The 20,292-nt window shown below is 58.0% G+C and carries 19 protein-coding genes; 12 read left to right on the top strand and 7 right to left on the bottom strand.

Annotated features, from left to right (window positions below; genetic code table 11):
- Positions 1 to 177: 177 nt before the first annotated feature.
- The 4 genes from AC6I8P_RS08300 (at position 178) to ruvB (ending at position 3,268) form a co-directional block, all read left to right on the top strand.
- Complete coding sequence (locus AC6I8P_RS08300) at positions 178 to 921, top strand: YebC/PmpR family DNA-binding transcriptional regulator (RefSeq protein WP_021509967.1); 744 nt, start codon at positions 178 to 180, stop codon at positions 919 to 921.
- Positions 922 to 958: 37 nt separating this feature from the next.
- Positions 959 to 1,486 (top strand): crossover junction endodeoxyribonuclease RuvC, encoded by a 528-nt coding sequence (gene ruvC, locus AC6I8P_RS08305; protein ID WP_021509968.1) that lies wholly within the window; start codon positions 959 to 961, stop codon positions 1,484 to 1,486.
- A gap of 154 nt (positions 1,487 to 1,640) precedes the next feature.
- Positions 1,641 to 2,255, top strand: a complete 615-nt coding sequence (gene ruvA / locus AC6I8P_RS08310; protein ID WP_021509969.1) for a Holliday junction branch migration protein RuvA — start codon at positions 1,641 to 1,643, stop codon at positions 2,253 to 2,255.
- Positions 2,256 to 2,263: 8 nt separating this feature from the next.
- On the top strand, positions 2,264 to 3,268 hold the full coding sequence (ruvB, locus tag AC6I8P_RS08315; protein ID WP_021509970.1) for a Holliday junction branch migration DNA helicase RuvB: 1,005 nt from the start codon (positions 2,264 to 2,266) through the stop codon (positions 3,266 to 3,268).
- Between the two features lie 6 nt (positions 3,269 to 3,274).
- Here the strand turns inward: ruvB and znuB are convergent, their stop codons facing one another.
- Positions 3,275 to 4,060, bottom strand: a complete 786-nt coding sequence (znuB, locus tag AC6I8P_RS08320) for a zinc ABC transporter permease subunit ZnuB (protein ID WP_104093220.1) — start codon at positions 4,058 to 4,060, stop codon at positions 3,275 to 3,277.
- Complete coding sequence (gene znuC, locus AC6I8P_RS08325; protein ID WP_058774752.1) at positions 4,057 to 4,812, bottom strand: zinc ABC transporter ATP-binding protein ZnuC; 756 nt, start codon at positions 4,810 to 4,812, stop codon at positions 4,057 to 4,059. The genes znuB and znuC overlap by 4 nt, the downstream gene beginning before the upstream one ends.
- Positions 4,813 to 4,889: 77 nt before the next feature.
- Between znuC and znuA the strand changes: the two genes are divergently transcribed.
- From znuA to lpxM, 3 genes are all read left to right on the top strand, one after another.
- A complete protein-coding gene (znuA, locus tag AC6I8P_RS08330; protein WP_058771223.1) occupies positions 4,890 to 5,861 on the top strand; it encodes a zinc ABC transporter substrate-binding protein ZnuA in 972 nt (323 codons plus the stop codon).
- Between the two features lie 14 nt (positions 5,862 to 5,875).
- Entirely contained in the window at positions 5,876 to 7,204 is a 1,329-nt protein-coding gene (mepM, locus tag AC6I8P_RS08335) for a murein DD-endopeptidase MepM (RefSeq protein WP_031280193.1), read from the top strand.
- Positions 7,205 to 7,331: 127 nt separating this feature from the next.
- A complete protein-coding gene (gene lpxM / locus AC6I8P_RS08340) occupies positions 7,332 to 8,306 on the top strand; it encodes a lauroyl-Kdo(2)-lipid IV(A) myristoyltransferase (RefSeq protein WP_498031113.1) in 975 nt (324 codons plus the stop codon).
- 44 nt (positions 8,307 to 8,350) lie between these two features.
- Here the strand turns inward: lpxM and AC6I8P_RS08345 are convergent, their stop codons facing one another.
- From AC6I8P_RS08345 to AC6I8P_RS08355, 3 genes are all read right to left on the bottom strand, one after another.
- Positions 8,351 to 9,586 carry an MFS transporter gene (locus AC6I8P_RS08345; RefSeq protein ID WP_058757513.1) on the bottom strand — a complete coding sequence of 412 codons (1,236 nt, stop codon included), beginning with the start codon at positions 9,584 to 9,586 and terminating at the stop codon, positions 8,351 to 8,353.
- A 92-nt stretch (positions 9,587 to 9,678) separates the two neighbouring features.
- Complete coding sequence (gene pyk, locus AC6I8P_RS08350) at positions 9,679 to 11,121, bottom strand: pyruvate kinase (RefSeq protein WP_021509977.1); 1,443 nt, start codon at positions 11,119 to 11,121, stop codon at positions 9,679 to 9,681.
- A gap of 107 nt (positions 11,122 to 11,228) precedes the next feature.
- Positions 11,229 to 12,098 (bottom strand): MurR/RpiR family transcriptional regulator, encoded by an 870-nt coding sequence (locus tag AC6I8P_RS08355; protein ID WP_264239871.1) that lies wholly within the window; start codon positions 12,096 to 12,098, stop codon positions 11,229 to 11,231.
- 373 nt (positions 12,099 to 12,471) lie between these two features.
- On the opposite strand from AC6I8P_RS08355, the gene zwf reads away from it, so the two are divergent.
- From zwf to AC6I8P_RS08370, 3 genes are all read left to right on the top strand, one after another.
- A complete protein-coding gene (gene zwf, locus AC6I8P_RS08360; protein WP_021509979.1) occupies positions 12,472 to 13,947 on the top strand; it encodes a glucose-6-phosphate dehydrogenase in 1,476 nt (491 codons plus the stop codon).
- Positions 13,948 to 14,107: 160 nt separating this feature from the next.
- Complete coding sequence (yidI, locus tag AC6I8P_RS08365) at positions 14,108 to 14,554, top strand: inner membrane protein YidI (protein ID WP_058780667.1); 447 nt, start codon at positions 14,108 to 14,110, stop codon at positions 14,552 to 14,554.
- Positions 14,555 to 14,732: 178 nt separating this feature from the next.
- Positions 14,733 to 15,380 (top strand): bifunctional 4-hydroxy-2-oxoglutarate aldolase/2-dehydro-3-deoxy-phosphogluconate aldolase, encoded by a 648-nt coding sequence (locus tag AC6I8P_RS08370; protein WP_058757515.1) that lies wholly within the window; start codon positions 14,733 to 14,735, stop codon positions 15,378 to 15,380.
- A gap of 85 nt (positions 15,381 to 15,465) precedes the next feature.
- Here AC6I8P_RS08370 and purT read toward each other — a convergent pair whose 3' ends face one another.
- A complete protein-coding gene (gene purT, locus AC6I8P_RS08375; protein WP_031280195.1) occupies positions 15,466 to 16,644 on the bottom strand; it encodes a formate-dependent phosphoribosylglycinamide formyltransferase in 1,179 nt (392 codons plus the stop codon).
- A 161-nt stretch (positions 16,645 to 16,805) separates the two neighbouring features.
- Between purT and AC6I8P_RS08380 the strand changes: the two genes are divergently transcribed.
- Both AC6I8P_RS08380 and AC6I8P_RS08385 read left to right on the top strand, forming a co-directional pair.
- Complete coding sequence (locus AC6I8P_RS08380; protein ID WP_058757517.1) at positions 16,806 to 17,447, top strand: tellurite resistance TerB family protein; 642 nt, start codon at positions 16,806 to 16,808, stop codon at positions 17,445 to 17,447.
- Between the two features lie 119 nt (positions 17,448 to 17,566).
- On the top strand, positions 17,567 to 19,630 hold the full coding sequence (locus AC6I8P_RS08385) for a S9 family peptidase (protein WP_498031114.1): 2,064 nt from the start codon (positions 17,567 to 17,569) through the stop codon (positions 19,628 to 19,630).
- Here AC6I8P_RS08385 and exoX read toward each other — a convergent pair.
- Positions 19,624 to 20,292: an exodeoxyribonuclease X gene (gene exoX, locus AC6I8P_RS08390; protein WP_021509985.1), complete on the bottom strand. Its 669-nt coding sequence runs from the start codon at positions 20,290 to 20,292 to the stop codon at positions 19,624 to 19,626. The genes AC6I8P_RS08385 and exoX overlap by 7 nt on opposite strands.

Here is a 20,292-nt window from a genome sequence, read left to right on the forward strand (position 1 = left end):
GAAAGATTTGCACCGCTAAAATAGAACAGTCAGGCGTCATCGGCGCAGCAAGGTTGTTCACCGCCAGCGCACAGCAACCGGAGCGTACATGAGTACGTGAGGATTGCGCGCACTGCCGGGGAACAAGATTGCCAGCAAGATAGCCTGCACCCTGTTAAAGATCGGAGAATATGTAAGATGGCTGGACATAGTAAATGGGCGAATACAAAGCACCGCAAAGCGGCTCAGGACGCCAAGCGCGGTAAAATCTTCACCAAAATCATTCGCGAGCTGGTGACAGCGGCCAAGCTGGGCGGTGGCGATGCCGGCTCCAACCCTCGTCTGCGCGCAGCGATGGACAAAGCCCTGTCCAACAACATGACGCGTGACACCATGAACCGTGCTATCGCGCGCGGCGTCGGCGGTGAAGATGACAGCAACATGGAAACCATCATCTATGAAGGTTACGGTCCGGGCGGCTCTGCAGTCATGGTGGAGTGTCTGAGTGATAACCGTAACCGTACCGTGGGCGAAGTGCGTCACGCCTTCAGCAAAACCGGCGGTAACCTCGGCACCGACGGTTCGGTATCTTACCTGTTCAGCAAGAAAGGCGTGATCTCCTTCGCGCCAGGCCAGGACGAAGATGCCGTGATGGAAGCGGCGCTGGAAGCCGGTGCAGAAGATGTCGTGAGCTATGACGATGGCGCGATTGACGTCTTTACCGCGTGGGAAGAGCTGGGCAGCGTGCGCGATGCACTGGAAGCCACTGGTCTGAAAGCCGACAGTGCTGAAGTGTCGATGATTCCATCAACTAAAGCGGAACTGGATGCCGAGACCGCACCTAAACTGCTGCGTCTGATCGACATGCTGGAAGATTGTGATGATGTGCAGGAAGTTTACCACAACGGTGAAATTTCTGATGAGGTAGCGGAAACGCTGTAATGGCGTTACGCAACTCCCTGCAATACGGAGACGCGCTATGGCGATAATACTCGGGATTGACCCCGGCTCGCGCGTCACCGGCTACGGTGTCATCCGCCAGACCGGCCGCCAGCTCAGCTATCTGGGCAGCGGCTGTATCCGCACTAACGTCACCGATCTGCCTTCCCGCCTCAAACTGATTTACGCAGGCGTCAGCGAAATCATCACCCAGTTCGCGCCGGATTACTTCGCCATTGAGCAGGTGTTTATGGCGAAGAACGCGGACTCGGCGCTCAAGCTGGGGCAGGCGCGTGGCGCGGCAATTGTCGCAGCGGTTAATCTTGATCTGCCGGTGTTCGAGTATGCGGCCCGTCAGGTGAAGCAGACGGTAACCGGCATCGGTAGCGCGGAAAAAAGCCAGGTGCAGCACATGGTGCGCACGCTGCTCAAACTGCCGGCCAATCCGCAGGCGGATGCCGCCGATGCGCTGGCCATCGCCATCACCCATTGCCACGTCAGCCAGAATGCGGCGCGCATGAGCGACAGCAAACTGGTGCTGACGCGCGGACGTTTGCGATCCGGTTAGCAAAAGCGTGGCCATTCAATAGGCTGGATATGCATCCAGCCTTTTTTATGATATACATAGCCGACATTTTACCTCCAGCAGGCGCGCGGTTGAGCGCGGTGTGGCAGGAGGCCGATGATTCAGACGCTTACACATACACTAAGGAATTGCTCAGGTGATTGGTCGTTTACGAGGCATTATTCTGGAAAAACAGCCGCCGCTGGTGCTGATTGAGGCGCACGGTGTGGGTTACGAAGTGCACCTGCCAATGACCTGCTTTTACGAGCTGCCGGACATCAACCAGGAAGCAATTATCTTCACCCAGTTTGTGGTGCGGGAAGATGCGCAGCTGCTGTTCGGGTTTAACAGTAAGCAGGAGCGGGCGCTGTTCCGTGAGCTGATCAAAGTCAACGGCGTCGGGCCCAAACTGGCGCTGGCGATTCTTTCCGGCATGTCAGCGCAGCAGTTTGTCACGGCGGTGGAGCGCGAAGAGATCGCCTCGCTGGTGAAGCTGCCGGGCGTGGGCAAGAAAACCGCTGAGCGTCTGGTGGTTGAGATGAAAGATCGCTTCAAAGGCATGCACGGCGACCTGTTTGGTGGCGACTCGGCGTTTACCCTGACCACGCCGTCGGCACAGCAGGATAACAACGACGCCGAGGCTGAAGCAGTTGCGGCGCTGGTAGCGCTGGGTTATAAACCGCAGGAAGCCAGCCGTATGGTCAGCAAGGTTGGCAAACCAGATGCGGATTGTGAAACCCTGATTCGCGAAGCCCTGCGCGCTGCTATTTGAGGTAATGCATGATTGAAGCCGACCGCCTGGTCTCGGGCAGTTCTTTCACTGAGGAAGAGAGCCTCGACCGCGCTATTCGCCCCAAACTGCTGACGGAATATGTCGGGCAGCCGCAGGTGCGCGAGCAGATGGAGATTTTCATCCAGGCCGCCAAACTGCGCGGCGATGCGCTGGACCACCTGCTGATCTTTGGTCCGCCCGGGCTGGGTAAAACCACGCTGGCCAACATCGTAGCTAATGAGATGGGCGTCAATCTGCGCACCACGTCCGGTCCTGTGCTGGAAAAGGCCGGTGACCTGGCGGCGATGCTCACCAATCTTGAACCGCACGACGTCTTGTTTATCGATGAAATTCATCGCCTGTCGCCGGTAGTGGAAGAGGTGCTGTATCCGGCGATGGAAGATTATCAGCTGGATATCATGATCGGTGACGGACCTGCAGCGCGCTCGATCAAACTGGATTTGCCGCCGTTTACCCTGATTGGTGCCACCACCCGCGCAGGCTCGCTCACCTCACCGCTGCGCGATCGCTTTGGGATTGTGCAGCGCCTGGAGTTCTACAATGTGCCGGATCTGCAGCACATCGTCGGACGCAGTGCCGCCTGCCTGGGGCTAACGCTGAGCGAAGAGGGCGCGCTGGAAGTGGCGCGCCGTGCGCGCGGTACGCCACGTATCGCCAACCGCCTGCTGCGCCGTGTACGTGACTTCGCCGAAGTGCGCGCCAGTGGCAACATGAGTGGCGAAGTGGCCGCAAGCGCGCTGGATATGCTCAATGTGGACAATCAGGGCTTCGACTATATGGACCGCAAGCTGCTGCTGGCGATCATTGACAAGTTCATGGGCGGTCCGGTGGGGCTGGATAATCTGGCGGCGGCGATTGGTGAGGAGCGTGAAACCATCGAGGACGTTATCGAACCGTTCCTAATCCAGCAGGGCTTTATTCAGCGCACTCCCCGCGGCCGGATGGCCACGCAGCACGCCTATAAGCATTTCGGCATCAGCCGCGAAGAGTAACCGGCGTCACGCCGCCGGTTTTTTTGCCATGCTGATAATGAACAGTACCGCAGCACACAGCACCACCGACGGACCGGCCGGAGTGTCGTAGCTGGCAGAGAAGGTCAGGCCACCGGTGACGGCAATGATGCCGATGAGCACCGCAAAGCCGGCCATCTGTTCTGGCGAACGCGAGAAGCGTCGCGCCGTGGCGGCCGGGATGATCAGCAGTGAAGTAATGATCAGCGCGCCAACAAATTTCATCGCCACACCAATGGTCAGCGCGGTTACCAGCATCAGCATCAGGCGGGTACGCTGTATGTTTACGCCGTCCACCTGCGCCAGCTCCGGACTGATGGTCATCGACAGTAGCGAACGCCATTGCCACGCCATCACCACCAGCACGATTGCCACGCCGCCCGCCATCAGCGACAAATCATCCGGGGTGATCGCCAGCAAATCGCCAAACAGATAGGCCATCAAATCAACGCGCACGCCCTGCATCAAACTGACCACCACCAGACCCAGCGACAGCGCGCTGTGCGCCATAATCCCTAACAGCGTGTCGATCGCCAGATGCGGGCGTCGCTCCAGCCACACCAGCCCGAGCGCCAGACAGATGGTGACCAGAATCACCGCATAATAGGGGTTCACATTCAGCAACAGACCAAACGCCACGCCGAGCAATGACGCGTGGGCGAGGGTATCGCCAAAATAGGACATGCGGCGCCAGACGACAAAAGAGCCGAGCGGACCGGCCGCCAGGGCCAGCAATACGCCGCCCAGCCAGCCGGGTAATAACAGTTCAATCATGACGGGCCGTTTCCTTTGCGCAGAACAATGCGTCCCTGTAAATCGTGACGGTGATTATGGTGATGGCGATAAATCGCCAGCTGCTGTGCGCCGCGCGGACCAAACATGGCGATAAATTCCGGATGCTGCGAGACGGCTTCCGGCGTGCCGGAACAGCAGATGTGATGGTTGAGGCACAGCACTTCGTCGGTCTTTGCCATCACCAGATGCAGGTCGTGCGACACCATCAGCACGCCGCAGTTGAGCTCGCGTCGCAGTTGATCGATCAAGTCGTAGAGCGCCACCTGGCCGTTCACATCCACGCCCTGCGTCGGTTCGTCCAGTACCAGCAGCTGCGGCTGGTTGAGCAGGGCGCGCGCCAGTAGCACGCGCTGCGTTTCGCCACCAGACAGTTTTTGCAGCGGTGACTGCAGCAGATGGCCGGCCTGCACCCGCTTCAGCGCCGGCAAAATATCATCACGGCGACTGCCGCGCGTCAGACGCATAAAGCGCTCAACGCTGATCGGCAGCGTCGGATCGATGTGCAGCTTTTGCGGCACATAGCCAATACGCAGCCCCGGCGCGCGGCGGACGCTGCCGCTGTCTGGCGTGAGCAGGCCGAGTACCGTGCGCACCAGCGTGGACTTGCCGGCTCCGTTGGGACCCAGCAGGGTGAGAATTTTGCCCGGCTGCAGCGACAGGCTGATGCCTGCCAGCACCGCGCGCTGGCCAAACTTCACCGAAATGTTTTCGAGTGTAACAAGTGACGACATGATATTTACGGGTTGCATTGAATTTCGAATGTTATAATATCACATTCCATCACCTGGTCACGATGGAATGACGCATTATGTTACACAATAAAAAGCGCCTGGCTTTTACCCTTTCTGCGGCGGCGATCGGCCTCGCCACCACGTTTTCCGCGCAGTCTGCGGTGGTGGCTTCAATCAAGCCTCTCGGATTTATCGCAGCCGCCATTGCCGATGGCATTACGCCGGTTGAAGTATTGCTGCCGGACGGTGCCTCAGAGCACGATTATGCCTTACGGCCATCCGATGTAAAACGTATTAAAAACGCTGACTTAGTAGTATGGACCGGTCCGGAGATGGAAGCCTTTCTGACGAAGTCCGCCGGGGAGTTACCGGCCAGTAAAAACCTTGAAATTGCCGCCTTGCCTGGCGTAAAACCGCTATTGATTAGCGGTGGTGAAGATGAGGACGAACATGAGCACGGTCACGATCACGACCATGACTCAGACAATTCTGAGAACCAGGACCCGTCTCATACTCATCATCACCACGGCGAGTTTAATATGCACCTGTGGATGTCGCCGGAGATTGCGAAACAATCTGCTGTTGCAATCCACGGAAAATTATTGGAACTTATGCCGCAAAGCAAAGCCAAACTTGACGCCAACCTGCAGCAGTTTGAGGCACAATTGGCGGACACAGACAAACGGATTGGCGCACAACTCGCGCCGGTACGGAACAAGGGTTATTTCGTTTTTCACGACGCTTACAGCTACTTTGAGAAACATTACGGTTTATCACCATTAGGTCATTTTACCGTCAATCCTGAGATCCAGCCGGGCGCCCAGCGTTTACATCAAATACGAACACAGTTGGTTGAGCAGAAAGCAGTCTGCGTTTTTGCTGAACCACAATTCAGGCCGGCGGTCATCGATGCCGTGTCTCGCGGAACCAGCGTGCGTAAAGGCACCCTCGACCCGTTAGGCATGGGAATCAGCTTAACCAAAGACAGCTACGTGAAATTCCTCTCACAGCTGTCAAGCCAGTATGCGAGCTGCCTGAATGGAGCATAGAGGAATAGGTAAAAGTGCAGCAGATAGCCCGCTCTGTCGCCCTCGCATTTAATAATTTGCCGCGCCCCCACCGCGTTATGCTGGGGTCACTCACCGTTGTTACACTGGCCGTCGCTGTCTGGCGGCCTTACGTCTATCATCCCCGCGATGTTGCGCCCATCGTGAAAGACATCACGCTGGACAAAAACGAACTGCGCACGCTGCTGCCGGAAGCCAGTGAACCGATCGATCAAACCACGGCGGAACCGGAAGACGAAATCCCGTCGGATGACATCGACAAAGACGTACCGGTCAATCCCGATCAGCATGATTACACCGTATCCTCAGGCGATACGCTGAGCAGCGCGCTTAATCAGTACGGTATCGATCTCGGTGACATCAACGCGCTGGTCAGCAGCGACAAGAGTTTGCGTAATCTGCGCGTGGGACAGCAGCTGAGCTGGACGCTGGATGCTGATGGCGCGCTGCAGGACTTCACCTGGGAGATTGATCGGCGTGAAACCCGCACCTACGCGCGTCAGCCGAACGGCAGCTTTAAGATGCAGCAGGAGATGCAGAAAGGTGAATGGCAGAACAGCGTCCTGAAAGGCGAAGTGCGCGGCAGTTTCGCCGCCAGCGCCCAGCGCGCCGGCCTGACCAGCGCCGAAACCAGCAGCGTGATTAAAGCCATGCAGTGGCAGATGGATTTCCGCAAACTGCGCGCCGGTGATGATTTCAGCGTACTGATGTCGCGTGAGATGCTGGACGGTAAAAGTGCGCAGAGCCAGCTGCTCGGCGTGCGGCTGCGCACCGGCGGTAAAGATTACTACGCGTTCCGCGCGGAAGACGGCAAGTTCTACGACCGCAACGGCTCCGGTCTTGCGCGGGGCTTCATGCGCTTCCCGACGGTGAAACAGTACCGCGTCTCGTCAAACTTCAATCCGCGCCGCCTCAATCCGGTGACCGGGCGCATCGCGCCGCACAAAGGCGTCGATTTTGCGCTGCCGATTGGTACGCCTGTGCTGGCTGTCGGCGATGGCGAAGTGGTGATCGCGAAAAACGGCGGAGCCGCCGGTAACTACGTCGCGATCCGTCACGGTCGCCAGTACATGACCCGCTACATGCATCTGAGCAAAGCGCTGGTGAAACCGGGACAGAAAGTGAAACGCGGCGATCGCATCGCGCTTTCCGGTAACACCGGTCGCTCCACCGGACCGCATCTGCATTATGAAGTGTGGATCAACAACCAGGCGGTCAACCCGCTGACGGCGAAATTGCCGCGCATGGAAGGGCTGACCGGTAAAGATCGCAGCACCTATCTGGCGCAGGTGAAGAGTTATCTGCCACAGCTGACGCTGAAATAACGTTAATTTCCGGGCAAACGCGCAAAAACCGACGGATTCTTCGTCGGTTTTTTGCTATCTGGCCTGTGAAGATTGCAAAATTACCTGCCGTCACTATTATTGAGCCGTCATTGTCAGAGGCGAGTGCATGGAAACCCGAAAAAAAAATAACAGTGAGTTTATTCCCGTTTTTCAACGTTCTTTTTTAAAGCCGAAATACTGGGGCAGCTGGCTGGCGATTGGTGCGCTGGCCGGTATGGCGATGCTGCCGGCCAAGGTGCGTGATCCGGTGCTGGGCGGGCTGGGTAAGTTTGCCGGCAAGCTGGCGAAAAGTGCGCGCCGCCGTGCGCTGATCAATCTCTACTATTGCCTGCCGGAGCTCAGCGAAGCACAGCGCGAAGAGATTGCTGATCGTATGTTTGCCACCGCGCCGCAGGCGATGGTGATGATGGCCGAGCTGGGGATGCGTAATCCTGAACGCGTGCGCCAGCGCGTTGAGTGGCACGGCCGCGAGATCATCACGGCGCTGCAGGAGAATCATGAGAACGTGATTTTCCTCGTGCCACACGGCTGGGGCGTGGATATTCCGGCGATGCTGCTGGCCTCGGAAGGTCAGATGATGGCGGCGATGTTCCACAATCAAAGCGATCCGCTGATGGATTATATCTGGAACACCGTCCGTCGCCGTTTTGGCGGCCGCATGCACGCGCGCAACGACGGCATCAAACCGTTTATCGCCTCGGTGCGTCAGGGCTATTACGGCTACTATCTGCCGGACCAGGACCACGGTGCAGAGCAGAGCGAGTTTGTCGATTTCTTTGCTACCTATAAAGCGACATTGCCGGCGGTCGGGCGTCTGATGAAAGTGTGCCGCGCGCGCGTAGTGCCGCTGTTCCCGGTGTATAACAGCGCGACGCACAAGCTGGAGATTTATGTGCGCCCGCCGATGGACGATTTGCTGGATGCCGATGACACCACGCTGGCGCGGCGCATGAACGAAGAGGTGGAAATCTTCGTGCGCCCGCATCCGGAGCAGTACACATGGATTCTCAAATTGCTGAAGACGCGTAAAGCAGGGGATATTGAGCCTTACGCGCGAAAGGATTTGTACCCGCGTAAATAGCTAACGCGTGCTGAACCGTGCCGCCCGGCACGGTTCGTCATTACTCATTCGACACTTGTCAGGCGACTGCGCCGCTTGCGCTCGCGCAGGAACAGCGTCACCAGGCCAAACCACAACACGCCGGCGACGAAGTTTATCGCGCTGAACCACGGCGTACCGCCGCTGAAATAACCGCTTTTTGCCACTTCAATCCCTGCCGCCAGCGTCAGAATGCTGATCATCCCCAGCATGGCGGCGATGCTGCCTTTACCTTCGCTGCTGGAATAGAGCGTCAGCCGGTACAGCCCGGCGTTGACCATCCCGGCACCAAATGCATACAGGCTAAGGCCGGCGGTGAGCAGCAGGTAACTGTGGCTGTTGAGCAGGTTCGCCACCAGCGCGATGCTCAGGCCGAGCAGAATCGGCCAGGCGGCAAATTTAACCGGTTGCTCGATGGCCACGCGTCCCGCCAGTTTGCCCAGCGTCAGGTTACCGGCGATCATCGCCAGAAACACCGGTAATTGCAGTAATGCATACTGCAGGCGGGATAAGCCCTCTTCATGCATCAGGATCACCGGCGACAGCGCCACCCAGGTAAGAATCGGGATGAACACCAGGCCGATAGCGAAGGAGCCGTACATCACCTGCTTATCGCGCGCCAGCCGTCCGTAGCCGCGCGCCAGGTTCGGTAACGCAATGGAGTGGCTGCGATCGCCGGCGGTTTCCGGCATGATGCGCCACAGCACCACAAACGCCAGCAGGCTGCAAACCGCAAACAGCCAGAACATGCTGCGCCATTCGCCCACCGTTAGCCAGGCGGCACCGGCCAGCGGACCCGCCAGCGGTGCCAGCAGCGCCACGTTAGCCATCAGCGCCATCATGCGCACAGCTAACGCCTCGTCAAACGCCTCCTGCACTGCGGCATAGCTTACTGCGCCAATGAAGCACAGGCTGATGCCCTGGATAAAGCGCAGCGTAACGAACTGCTCGATGTTGCTCACCCAGGTGGTGAGAACACAGGCGGCGGCAAAGAACAGAATGCCGAACAGCAACACCGGACGCCGGCCATATTTATCCGACAGCGGACCGAGCAGCCACTGCAGCACCACGCCGCCCATCAGATAGGCAGTGAGTGAGGTGGATACCCATTCCGGGCCGACGTTAAACTCGGCGGTGACCAGCAGCATGCCGGGCTGAATCATGTCGTGGGCGATGTAAGTCGCGAACTCAAACAGCACCAGCGCGAGCGGAAACAGCAGCACGCGCCCGGTGAGTTGACTGATGGGTTGATAGCGGGCCATCTGGCCTCCTTGTCAGTGAAAAATAAAACGCGACTGCCAGGCAGTCGCGTTTGTCCATGTTGTTACAGCCGCTGTCAGGAGGTGCGTAAAACTCAGTCTACGCGCAGGACACGGCTGGTGTTGGTGGTGCCGGTGGTCGCCATCACGTCGCCCTGGGTGACAATCACCAGATCGCCGGAGACGAGGAACCCTTTGTCGCGCAGCAGATTAACCGCATCGTGCGCGGCGGCGACACCATCGTTGTTGCTGTCAAAGAACACCGGCGTCACGCCACGGTACAGCGCGGTCAGGTTCAGGGTACGTTCATGACGTGACATTGCGAAGATCGGCAGACCGGAAGTGATGCGCGACGTCATCAGTGCGGTACGGCCAGATTCGGTCATGGTAATGATGGCCGACACGCCCTGCAAATGGTTAGCGGCGTACATTGCCGACATGGCAATCGCTTCTTCGATGTTGTCGAACTGCACGTCCAGGCGGTGTTTGGATACGTTCACGCTTGGAATTTTTTCCGCGCCGAGACACACCTTCGCCATCGCCGACACGGTTTCCGCCGGATACTGACCGGCCGCCGTTTCTGCCGACAGCATCACCGCATCGGTGCCGTCCAGCACGGCGTTTGCCACATCCATCACTTCCGCGCGGGTCGGCATCGGATTGGTGATCATCGACTCCATCATCTGGGTAGCAGTAATGATGGTGCGGTTCAGCTGACGCGCACGCCGAATCAATGCTTTCTGAATGCCCACCAGCTCCGGATCGCCAATTTCCACACCGAGATCGCCACGCGCCACCATCACCACGTCGGAGGCGAGGATGATGTCGTCCATCGCTTCCTGCGTTGCCACTGCTTCGGCGCGCTCCACTTTTGCCACCAGTTTGGCGTCGCAGCCGGCATCGCGTGCCAGACGGCGCGCGTAGTTCATGTCTTCGCCGTTACGCGGGAAGGAGACCGCCAGATAGTCGACGCCAATTTTCGCCGCGGTAATGATATCCAGCTTATCTTTTTCGGTTAGCGCTTCAGCCGACAAACCGCCGCCGAGCTTGTTGATGCCTTTATTGTTGGAGAGCGGACCGCCGACGGTCACTTCGGTGAACACTTTTACACCCTGAACTTCCAGCACCTTCAGCTGCACACGACCGTCGTCCAGCAGCAGGATATCGCCCGGCACCACATCTTCCGGCAGGCCTTTATAGTCGATACCGACTTTCTCTTTGTCGCCTTCGCCTTTGCTCAGGTTGGCATCCAGCAGGAAGCGGTCACCGACATTGAGGAAAACTTTGCCTTCTTTGAAGGTTGATACGCGAATTTTAGGGCCTTGCAGATCGCCAAGAATGGCGACGTGGCGACCGAGTTTGGCCGCAATCTGCCGCACTTTATCGGCGCGCAGTTGATGATCTTCCGGGGTGCCGTGGGAGAAATTGAGTCGCACAACGTTAGCGCCTGCCGCGATGATTTTTTCGAGGTTGTTATCGCGATCGGTGGCGGGGCCGAGGGTTGTAACGATCTTGGTTCTTCTGAGACGTCTGGACATGAAGGACTCCGTTGACAAAGTATCGTGTCGATCACAAGTGACACGCAATGGTCACTCATTCTATATGATCGAGGGGCTGTGATTCGACTCACATTGTAAATGTGATGTTAATTATTTTGCTGTGCACGTGATTCCGGTGCCGGCTTTTCGAGGCGCGATGCTTTTAGTGCCTCTTTTACCCGTTTGAGATTCTCGCGGAAAGCGGTACCGCGCTCCAGGGTAAAACCGGTTGCCAGCACGTCAACCACGGTGAGCTGCGCCAGGCGGGAAACCATCGGCAGATAGATGTCGGTATCTTCCGGTACATCCAGCGTCAGCGCCAGCGTGGCTTCATCTGCCAGCGGCGATCCGGGCGAGGTGATAGCCAACACGGTGGAAGCGTTTACACGCGCCAGGCGAGCCAGTTCTATCATATTTTTGGTGCGGCCAGTATGCGATATCAGAACAAACACGTCATTTGGTCCACTATTTATGCAACTCATGCGCTGGATCACAATATCCTCGGACCAGATGACCGGCAGATTAAAACGCAGAAATTTATTGGTGGCATCATGCGCCACTACCGCCGAGGCGCCAAGACCAAAGAAGGCCACTTTATGCGCCTGTGACAATGCCTGCACCGCCTGAGCCACCACCTGCATATCCAGTTGCTGACGCACGCGGCTGAGTCCCGCCAGCGCGGAATCAAAAATCTTGTGGCTGTAGCGTTCTACGCTGTCATTTTCTTCGACATCGAGACTGACCCAGCTCGGTCCTTTGGCCAGACTCTGTGCCAGCTGCAGCTTGAAATCAGGAAAGCCGCGCGTGCCCATGCGGTGACAGAAGCGGTTCACCGTCGGTTCGCTGACCTGGGCCGCCTGTGCCAGCGTGGCAATGCTCGAGTGCATCGCCTGCTGCGGCGCGGCCAGAATCTGTTCTGCCACTTTGCGTTCTGATTTGCTCAGCGCGGCCAGCTGCGCCTGTATTTGATCCAGCATGTTGTTAACCCGATGACCATCAATCACTTTTTTGCGTTCACCCGTGCGTGAAATCGCTGCCAATTATGCGGAATATACCGTGTAATAGCCTGACGTACGCAGCGGCGGACAAATGTAACCGCGCTTTTTTTGTCATACTTTGATCGCTGCCGGGTTTTCGCCCGACAAACATCGAAACAGAAAAAGGCGCGTTAGCGCACTTCGCAACACGTTAAATGCGCCCCGGCGGTGCAGGATTATCACCTGTAACCGACCGCAGCCGGGTTGTCCTGGCGCGGTGAAAAAAGTACATTGTGCTGTAAGAAAATTACAATAAGGACCCGGCAGGATGAGGACGCTCAGGCCGGGTATATCCTGCAACGAGGAGAGGAAAATGGCGGTAACACAAACAGCCCAGGCATGCGATCTGGTGATTTTCGGTGCCAAAGGCGATCTTGCACGCCGGAAACTGTTGCCTTCACTGTATCAGCTGGAGAAAGCCGGTCAGATTCACGATACCACGCGCATTATTGGCGTGGGTCGCGCGGAGTGGGACAAAGAGGCCTACACCAAAGTGGTGCGTGAAGCGCTGGAAACCTTCATGAAGGAGAAGATTGACGAAGCGCTGTGGGACAAACTCAGCGGCCGTCTCGACTTCTGCAACCTCGACGTTAACGACACCTCGCACTTCTCGAAACTGGGCAAGATGCTGGATCAGAAAAACCGCGTCACCATCAACTACTTTGCCATGCCGCCGAGCACCTTTGGCGCCATCTGTGAAGGCCTGGGCGCCGCTAAACTCAACGCCAAACCGGCGCGCGTGGTAATGGAGAAGCCGCTTGGCACCTCACTGGAGACCTCGCAGGAGATTAACGACAGCGTCGGTAAATTCTTCGATGAAAGCCAGGTGTTCCGTATCGACCATTATCTCGGTAAAGAGACGGTGCTCAACCTGCTGGCGCTGCGTTTTGCCAACTCGATTTTCGTCAATAACTGGGACAACCGCACCATCGACCACGTGCAGATCACCGTGGCGGAAGAGGTGGGTATCGAAGGCCGCTGGGGTTACTTCGACAAAGCCGGCCAGATGCGTGACATGATCCAGAACCACCTGCTGCAGATCCTGACCATGATCGCCATGTCGCCGCCGTCCGATCTCAGCGCTGACGCGATTCGTGATGAGAAGGTGAAAGTGCTGCGCTCGCTGCGCCGCATCGACCAGACCAACGTGCGCGAGAAAACCGTACGCGGTCAGTACACTGCCGGTTTTGTGCAGGGCAAAAAAGTGCCGGGCTACCTGGAAGAAGAGGGGGCTAACAAGCAGAGCAGCACCGAAACCTTCGTTGCCATCCGCGTGGATATCGATAACTGGCGCTGGGCGGGCGTGCCTTTCTACCTGCGCACCGGTAAGCGTCTGCCGACCAAGTGCTCAGAAGTGGTGGTGTACTTCAAAAATCCGGAGATGAACCTGTTTAAGGACTCTTACGCCGAGCTGCCGCAGAACAAGCTGACGATTCGTCTGCAGCCGGACGAAGGCGTGGATATTGAGATCCTCAACAAGGTGCCGGGTCTCGATCACAAGCATAAGCTGCAGACCACCAAACTGGATCTGAGCTACTCCGAAACCTTCAATCAGTCGCATCTGGCGGATGCCTACGAGCGTCTGCTGCTGGAAACCATGCGTGGCATTCAGGCGCTGTTTGTGCGCCGCGATGAAGTTGAAGCGGCGTGGACCTATGTCGATTCGATTATTGAAGCGTGGAATGCGGATGGCGACGCCTCCAAACCGTATCAGGCCGGCACCTGGGGCCCGGTGGCGTCGGTAGCGATGATCACCCGCGACGGCCGTTCGTGGAACGAGTTTGAATAACCGGTCCTGCATCGCTGACTGAGAAGTTTATATTTACGCCCCTGCGCTGTTCGCCAGGGGCGTTTTGTTTTTAGCCAGCGAGGTTAACCCTGGTCGCCATTAATGGCAACCCTACAGAATGGTGCGCAATGATGCGCAAATGATAATGCTAAGGAAACGTATGGAAACGCTATTGCGCAATAAATGGAGTTCTGTCGGTATGCTGCTGGGGGCCATAGCATTCATGCTGGTTGCAGTTCACTTTACTTTCGGCCCGTTCCAAAATCGTCCCTCAATTGAGCAGGTGGTAGCAGAACAGGTTGCCGCAGTGAAGAAAGGTGTTCTTGCCGGACTAAAAGGAGAGAACGTGCAAAGTTCTACATCGAAAACCAGCAAGATGGACATCGATGGGCTGCTTACCATTACGGATGTCGTGCTGGCGGCTATTGCCCTGCTGCTGGCCGCGTTTGGTGGTATGCGCAAAGAGAGCCGCTGGAGTGTTTACGGCGCGCTGTTTTTCGCAGGTGCCACTCTGACGTTCCATGCCATCGTGGCTGGTATGGCTCTGGTCAGTGCACTGGTGTTTTTATTAATTGTTTTAGCGGTTGTCTCACTGGTGCTGGGTTAAAACTGCAGACGCAGGCATCAGGCTCAACTTGCGAGCGGATACAGGTCATCACCAAAATGAACCGCGGTTTCAAAAATTGATGATATCCAATAGACGTCCGTCCGGCCGATCTTGTATGGTAGGGATCTCTTTCTGACAGCCGGACCGCGCGTCGGGCTGTCTCTCCTGAGGAAACGTAATGAAGAACTGGAAAACGAGTGCGGAACAGATTCTGACTACCGGCCCGGTTGTGCCGGTGATTGTCGTCAACAAGCTGGAACATGCGGTGCCGATGGCCAAAGCGCTGGTCGCAGGTGGCGTACGCGTGCTGGAAGTGACGCTGCGCACGCCGGTAGCAATGGATGCGCTGCGGGCAATGATCAAAGAAGTTCCGGAAGCGATTGTGGGTGCCGGCACGGTGATCAATACCCAGCAGCTGAAAGAAGTGACCGACGCCGGTGCGCAGTTTGTCATTAGCCCGGGGCTCACCGAACCGCTGCTCAAGGCGGCGGTGGAAGGCCCGGTGCCGCTGATTCCAGGCATCAGCACCGTGTCGGAACTGATGGTTGGCATGGATTATGGTTTGCGCGAGTTCAAGTTCTTCCCGGCAGAGGCGAACGGCGGCGTGAAAGCACTGGCAGCGATTGGTGGTCCATTCCCGCAGGTGCGTTTCTGCCCGACCGGCGGCATTTCACCAGCCAACTATCGTGACTATCTGGCGCTGAAAAGCGTGCTGTGTATTGGCGGTTCGTGGCTGGTGCCAAACGATGCGCTGGAGAGCGGCGACTGGGATCGCATTACGCAGCTGGCGCGTGAGGCAGTGGCGGGCGCGGCTTCCCCCCGCTGATCGGTAATAACGCTGCCGCACAGAGGCTACGCGGCAGCAATCCATCTTTACGGGTGGTGATGACAACGCTTCACCACCCGGGCAATCAGCCCTGAACCTGCACCGCCGCGGCGCTGGCAATGGCGCGAGCCACGGCATCATCGGTGCTGTCACCGGTCGCCAGCGCGACGCCCAGACGGCGCTGCCCCGCGATTTCCGGCTTACCAAACAGGCGCAGCTGCAAACCGGCGCCAAGTGCGGCTTCTACATTCACAAACTGCACGTTGTGGCTATCGAGCTGTGGCAGGATCACCGCCGAAGCAGCCGGTCCATACTGGCGAATGCCGCCAATCGGCAGGCCGAGGAAGGCGCGCACGTGCAGCGCGAACTCAGAAAGATCCTGCGAAATCAGCGTCACCATACCGGTATCGTGCGGACGCGGAGAGACTTCGCTAAACACCACCTCGTCGCCGCACACAAACAGTTCCACGCCAAACAGGCCGTAACCGCCCAGCGCTTTCACCACGTTAGCGGCGATGTCCTGCGCGCGCTGCAGGGCCAGTTCGCTCATCTGCTGTGGCTGCCAGGATTCACGATAATCACCGTCTTCCTGACGATGGCCAATTGGCGCGCAGAAATGGATGCCGTCCACCGCGCTGATGGTCAGCAGGGTGATTTCAAAATCGAACTTCACGACGCCCTCAACAATCACCCGGCCCGCGCCCGCGCGTCCGCCTTGCTGCGCATAATCCCAGGCGTGATCCAGCTGGCTGGCTTCGCGAATGAAGCTCTGGCCTTTACCGGAGGAGCTCATTACCGGTTTCACGATGCAGGGAAAACCGATCTCGTGCGCGGCCGCGACGAAACGCGCTTTGCTATCCGCAAACTGATAGGTTGAGGTTGGTAACGCCAGCTCTTCGGCCGCCAGACGGCGAATGCCTTCACGGTTCATGGTCAGACGTGCAGCACGGGCCGTCGGCACCACTTTTTGCCCCTGTGCTTCCAGCTCCAGCAGTTTTTCGGTGGCGATGGCTTCGATTTCCGGCACCACAAAGTGGGGCTGCTCCTGCGCAATCAGCGCCGCCAGTGCGTCACCGTCCAGCATGTTAATGACGTGGCTGCGATGCGCAACGTGCATCGCCGGGGCATCGGCATAGCGATCGACGGCGATCACTTCCACCCCGAGACGCTGACACTCCAGCGCCACCTCTTTGCCCAATTCACCTGAACCTAACAGCATGACACGCGTTGCGGCAGGACGCAGCGCGGTTCCGAGAGTCGTCATAATTTCACCTTAGCAGTCAAAATGCGCGCGCAGTATAAACGAAAACGTTTGCGTACTCACGCATTGCGCACGTCCGGCTTTGCCATACTTTGCCGGCTCTGACGTTAACTGACACAGCGTGCGGCAGCATAGTGAGCGAAAACTTAAACAGGAGTTAAACGATGAGTAACTGGCTGCAGCAAATTCAATCGGTTCTGGCAAAGAAGGGCGGTGACGGCAAATCAGGCGGCCTGAGCGATATGCTGGCACCCGGCGCGCTGGGTGGCCTGGCGGGTTTACTGGTTGCCAGCAAATCGTCGCGCAAGCTGTTAACCAAATACGGCGGCACCGCGCTGCTGGTCGGCGGTGGGGCGGCGGCGGGCGCGGTGCTGTGGAATAAATACAAGCAGCGCGTGCGGGAAACCCATCAGGATGAGCCTGCGTTTGGCCAGCTGCAGACGCCGCTCGACCAGCGCGCGGAGCGACTGGTAACTGCGCTGGTGTTTGCTGCGAAAAGCGACGGGCACATTGACGATCGCGAGCGCACGGCCATCGAGCAGAATATTCATCAGGCCGGTTACGGTGCGCAGGCGGAAGCGCTGATTCAGCAGGCGATGAACCGTCCACTCGATCCGCAGTGGCTGGCCGCCGACGTGAAAAACGAAGAGGAAGCGCTGGAACTCTATTTCCTTAGCTGCGCGGCGATCGATGTCGATCATTTCATGGAACGCAGTTATCTCTCCGCGCTCGGCGATGCGCTAAAAATTCCGCAGGACGTGCGCGACGGTATTCAGCGCGACATCGCGGCGGAAAAAGCGGCCTGAGTCACGCCGGGGGCGGCTGTGGCGGCCTCCGGTTACACTTCGCGTGCGTTTCCGGCTTGGCTTCCTCTGCCAGAAGTGCCACGCTTGCAGGATGTCGTCTTTCAGGGAGAAACTCTGTAATGAATCAGCCGCAAGCGAAAAAAATCCCCCACCACATGACGTTACACGGCGAAACGCGCACCGATAACTATTTCTGGCTGCGTGATGATGACCGGCAAAATCCCGAGGTACTGGCTTATCTGGAGGCGGAAAACCGCTACGGTAAAGCGATGATGGCTTCTCAGGATGCGCTGCAGGATCGGGTGCTGAAGGAGATTATTGACCGGATGCCGGCGCAGGACCATTCGGTACCGTATGTGAGAAACGGCTACCGCTATCAAAGCCGTTACGAAGCCGGCAATGAGTACGCGGCCTATTTCCGCCAGCCGGTGGATGTGCCCGCCGACCAGCCGTGGCAGCTGCTGCTGGATGGCAACCAGCGCGCGGCACACAGTGACTTTTACACCATGGGCACACTGGATATCAGCCCGGATAACCAGGTGATGGCGCTGGCGGAAGATTTTCTGTCGCGCCGCCAGTACGGCATCCGCTTTCGTAATCTCAACAGCGGCAGCTGGTATCCGGAGGTACTGCGCGACGCGTCCTCCAGCGTGGCGTGGGCCAACGACTCACGCACCCTCTACTACGTGCGCAAGCATCCGAAAACGCTGCTGGCTTATCAGGTGTGGCGTCACGAACTGGGGCATCCGCAGTCGGAAGATCAGCTGGTGTATGAAGAGCAGGATGAGTCTTTCCACCTCAGCGTGCATAAAACCACTTCGGAACACTTCATCCTGATCGCGCTGTTCAGCACAACTACCAGTGAAATTCTGCTGATTGACGCGGAATATCCGGACGCACAGCCGCAGGTGTTTTGTCCGCGGCGGCGCGATCATGAATACAGCATCGATCACTACAATCATCAGTTCTTTATCCGCTCCAACCGCGACGGCAAAAATTTCGGCCTGTACCGCAGCGCGTGGCTGGCTGAAGATCGCTGGCAAACCTTGATTCCACCGCGCGATAACGTGGTGATGGAAGATTTCCAGCTGTTTCGTAACTGGCTGGTGGTTGAAGAGCGCCAGCGCGGGGTAAATACCCTGCGCCAGATTAACTGGGCGAGCGGCGAGAGTTACGGCATCGCGTTTGACGATCCGGCCTATGTCACCTGGCTGGCCTACAACCCCACGCCGGAAAGTGACACGCTGCGCTACGGCTACTCGTCGATGACGACGCCGACCACGCTGTTCGAACTGAACATGGAGACCGGCGAGCGGCGCATCCTCAAGCAAACCCCGGTGCCGGGCTTTGACTCTGCCGACTACAAAAGTGAACATCTGTGGATCACGGTGCGCGACGGCACGGAAGTGCCGGTCTCACTGGTTTATCACCGTAAACACTTTCAGCGCGGTGCCAATCCGCTGCTGGCGTACGGCTACGGCGCGTATGGCAGCAGCATGGAGGCCAGCTTCGGCACCAGCCGCATCAGTTTGCTGGAGCGCGGTTTCATCTACGCGATTATCCACGTGCGCGGCGGCGGCGAGCTGGGCCAGCAGTGGTATGACGATGGCCGGCTGCAACATAAAATGAACAGCTTCACCGACTTCATTGATGTCACTGAAGCGCTGGTGGCGAAAGGCTACGGTAACCCGCAGCAGCTGTACGCCATGGGCGGCAGTGCCGGGGGCTTGCTGATGGGCGGTGTGCTGAATATGGCGCCGCAGCTGTTTCACGGCGTGATCGCTCAGGTGCCGTTTGTCGATGTGGTCACGACCATGCTCGATCCGTCGATTCCGCTGACTACCGGTGAATATGATGAGTGGGGCAATCCGGAGCAGGCGGAATTCTATCGCTACATCCGCCAGTACAGCCCGTATGACAACGTGACGGCGCAGGCGTATCCGCACCTGCTGGTGACGACCGGGCTGCACGATTCGCAGGTACAGTACTGGGAGCCGGCGAAGTGGGTGGCAAAGCTGCGTGAGCTGCGCACCAACGATGCACTGCTGTTACTCTGCACCGATATGGATTCCGGCCACGGCGGCAAATCAGGACGTTATAAATCCTATGAAGGCGTGGCGCAGGAGTTCACTTTCCTGATCGCCCTGGCGCAGGGCACGCTGCCGCCGCGCAGCGATTATTGAGTATCCTTAACGTATTTGCGCAGCGTCTGCCGCAGCGGCGCGCGCAAATCACGTACGTTTTCCAGTACCCAGCGCAGATAGCCCGGATCTTTACGCGCGATGCTGCCGATGCTCTGACCGCGATACTTACCAAACGGGAACACCTCGTCACTGACCGGCGCCGGCTGGCAGCGACTCACCATCTCGCTGGCGCTCCAGCCGGAGGTTTCCATAATGCGGATCAGCAGCGCGGCGGTGACGTAGCAATCGTACAGCGCGCGGTGCGCGTGCAGATCATCCGGCGGCGACACCTCGAGTTTGAGGCTGTGGCGCAGCGCCTGATTACCGTATTTAATGCCCGGCCACAGCTGGCGCGCCAGCGTCATGGTGCAGATCCATTCGCCCGGCATCGTCGGCAGCATGCGCCGGTCAAAGCTGGCGTTATGCGCCACATAGTGCGGGCTACCGTGATAGCGGCCAATCGCCTCTTCGATGGTCGGTTTGCCTACCACCATGGCTTCAGTGATGCGGTGCACCGCCATCGCCTGACGACTGATGGGCCGGTCCGGGCAGATCAGATCGCTCATCGGATTGACGATCTGGCCGTCAATGACATCCACTGACGCCACTTCCACCACGCCGCCCTGCAGGCCACAGGTTTCCGTATCGATTACGCGTAACAT

This window comes from gamma proteobacterium symbiont of Lampromicra miyakona, from assembly GCF_059730895.1.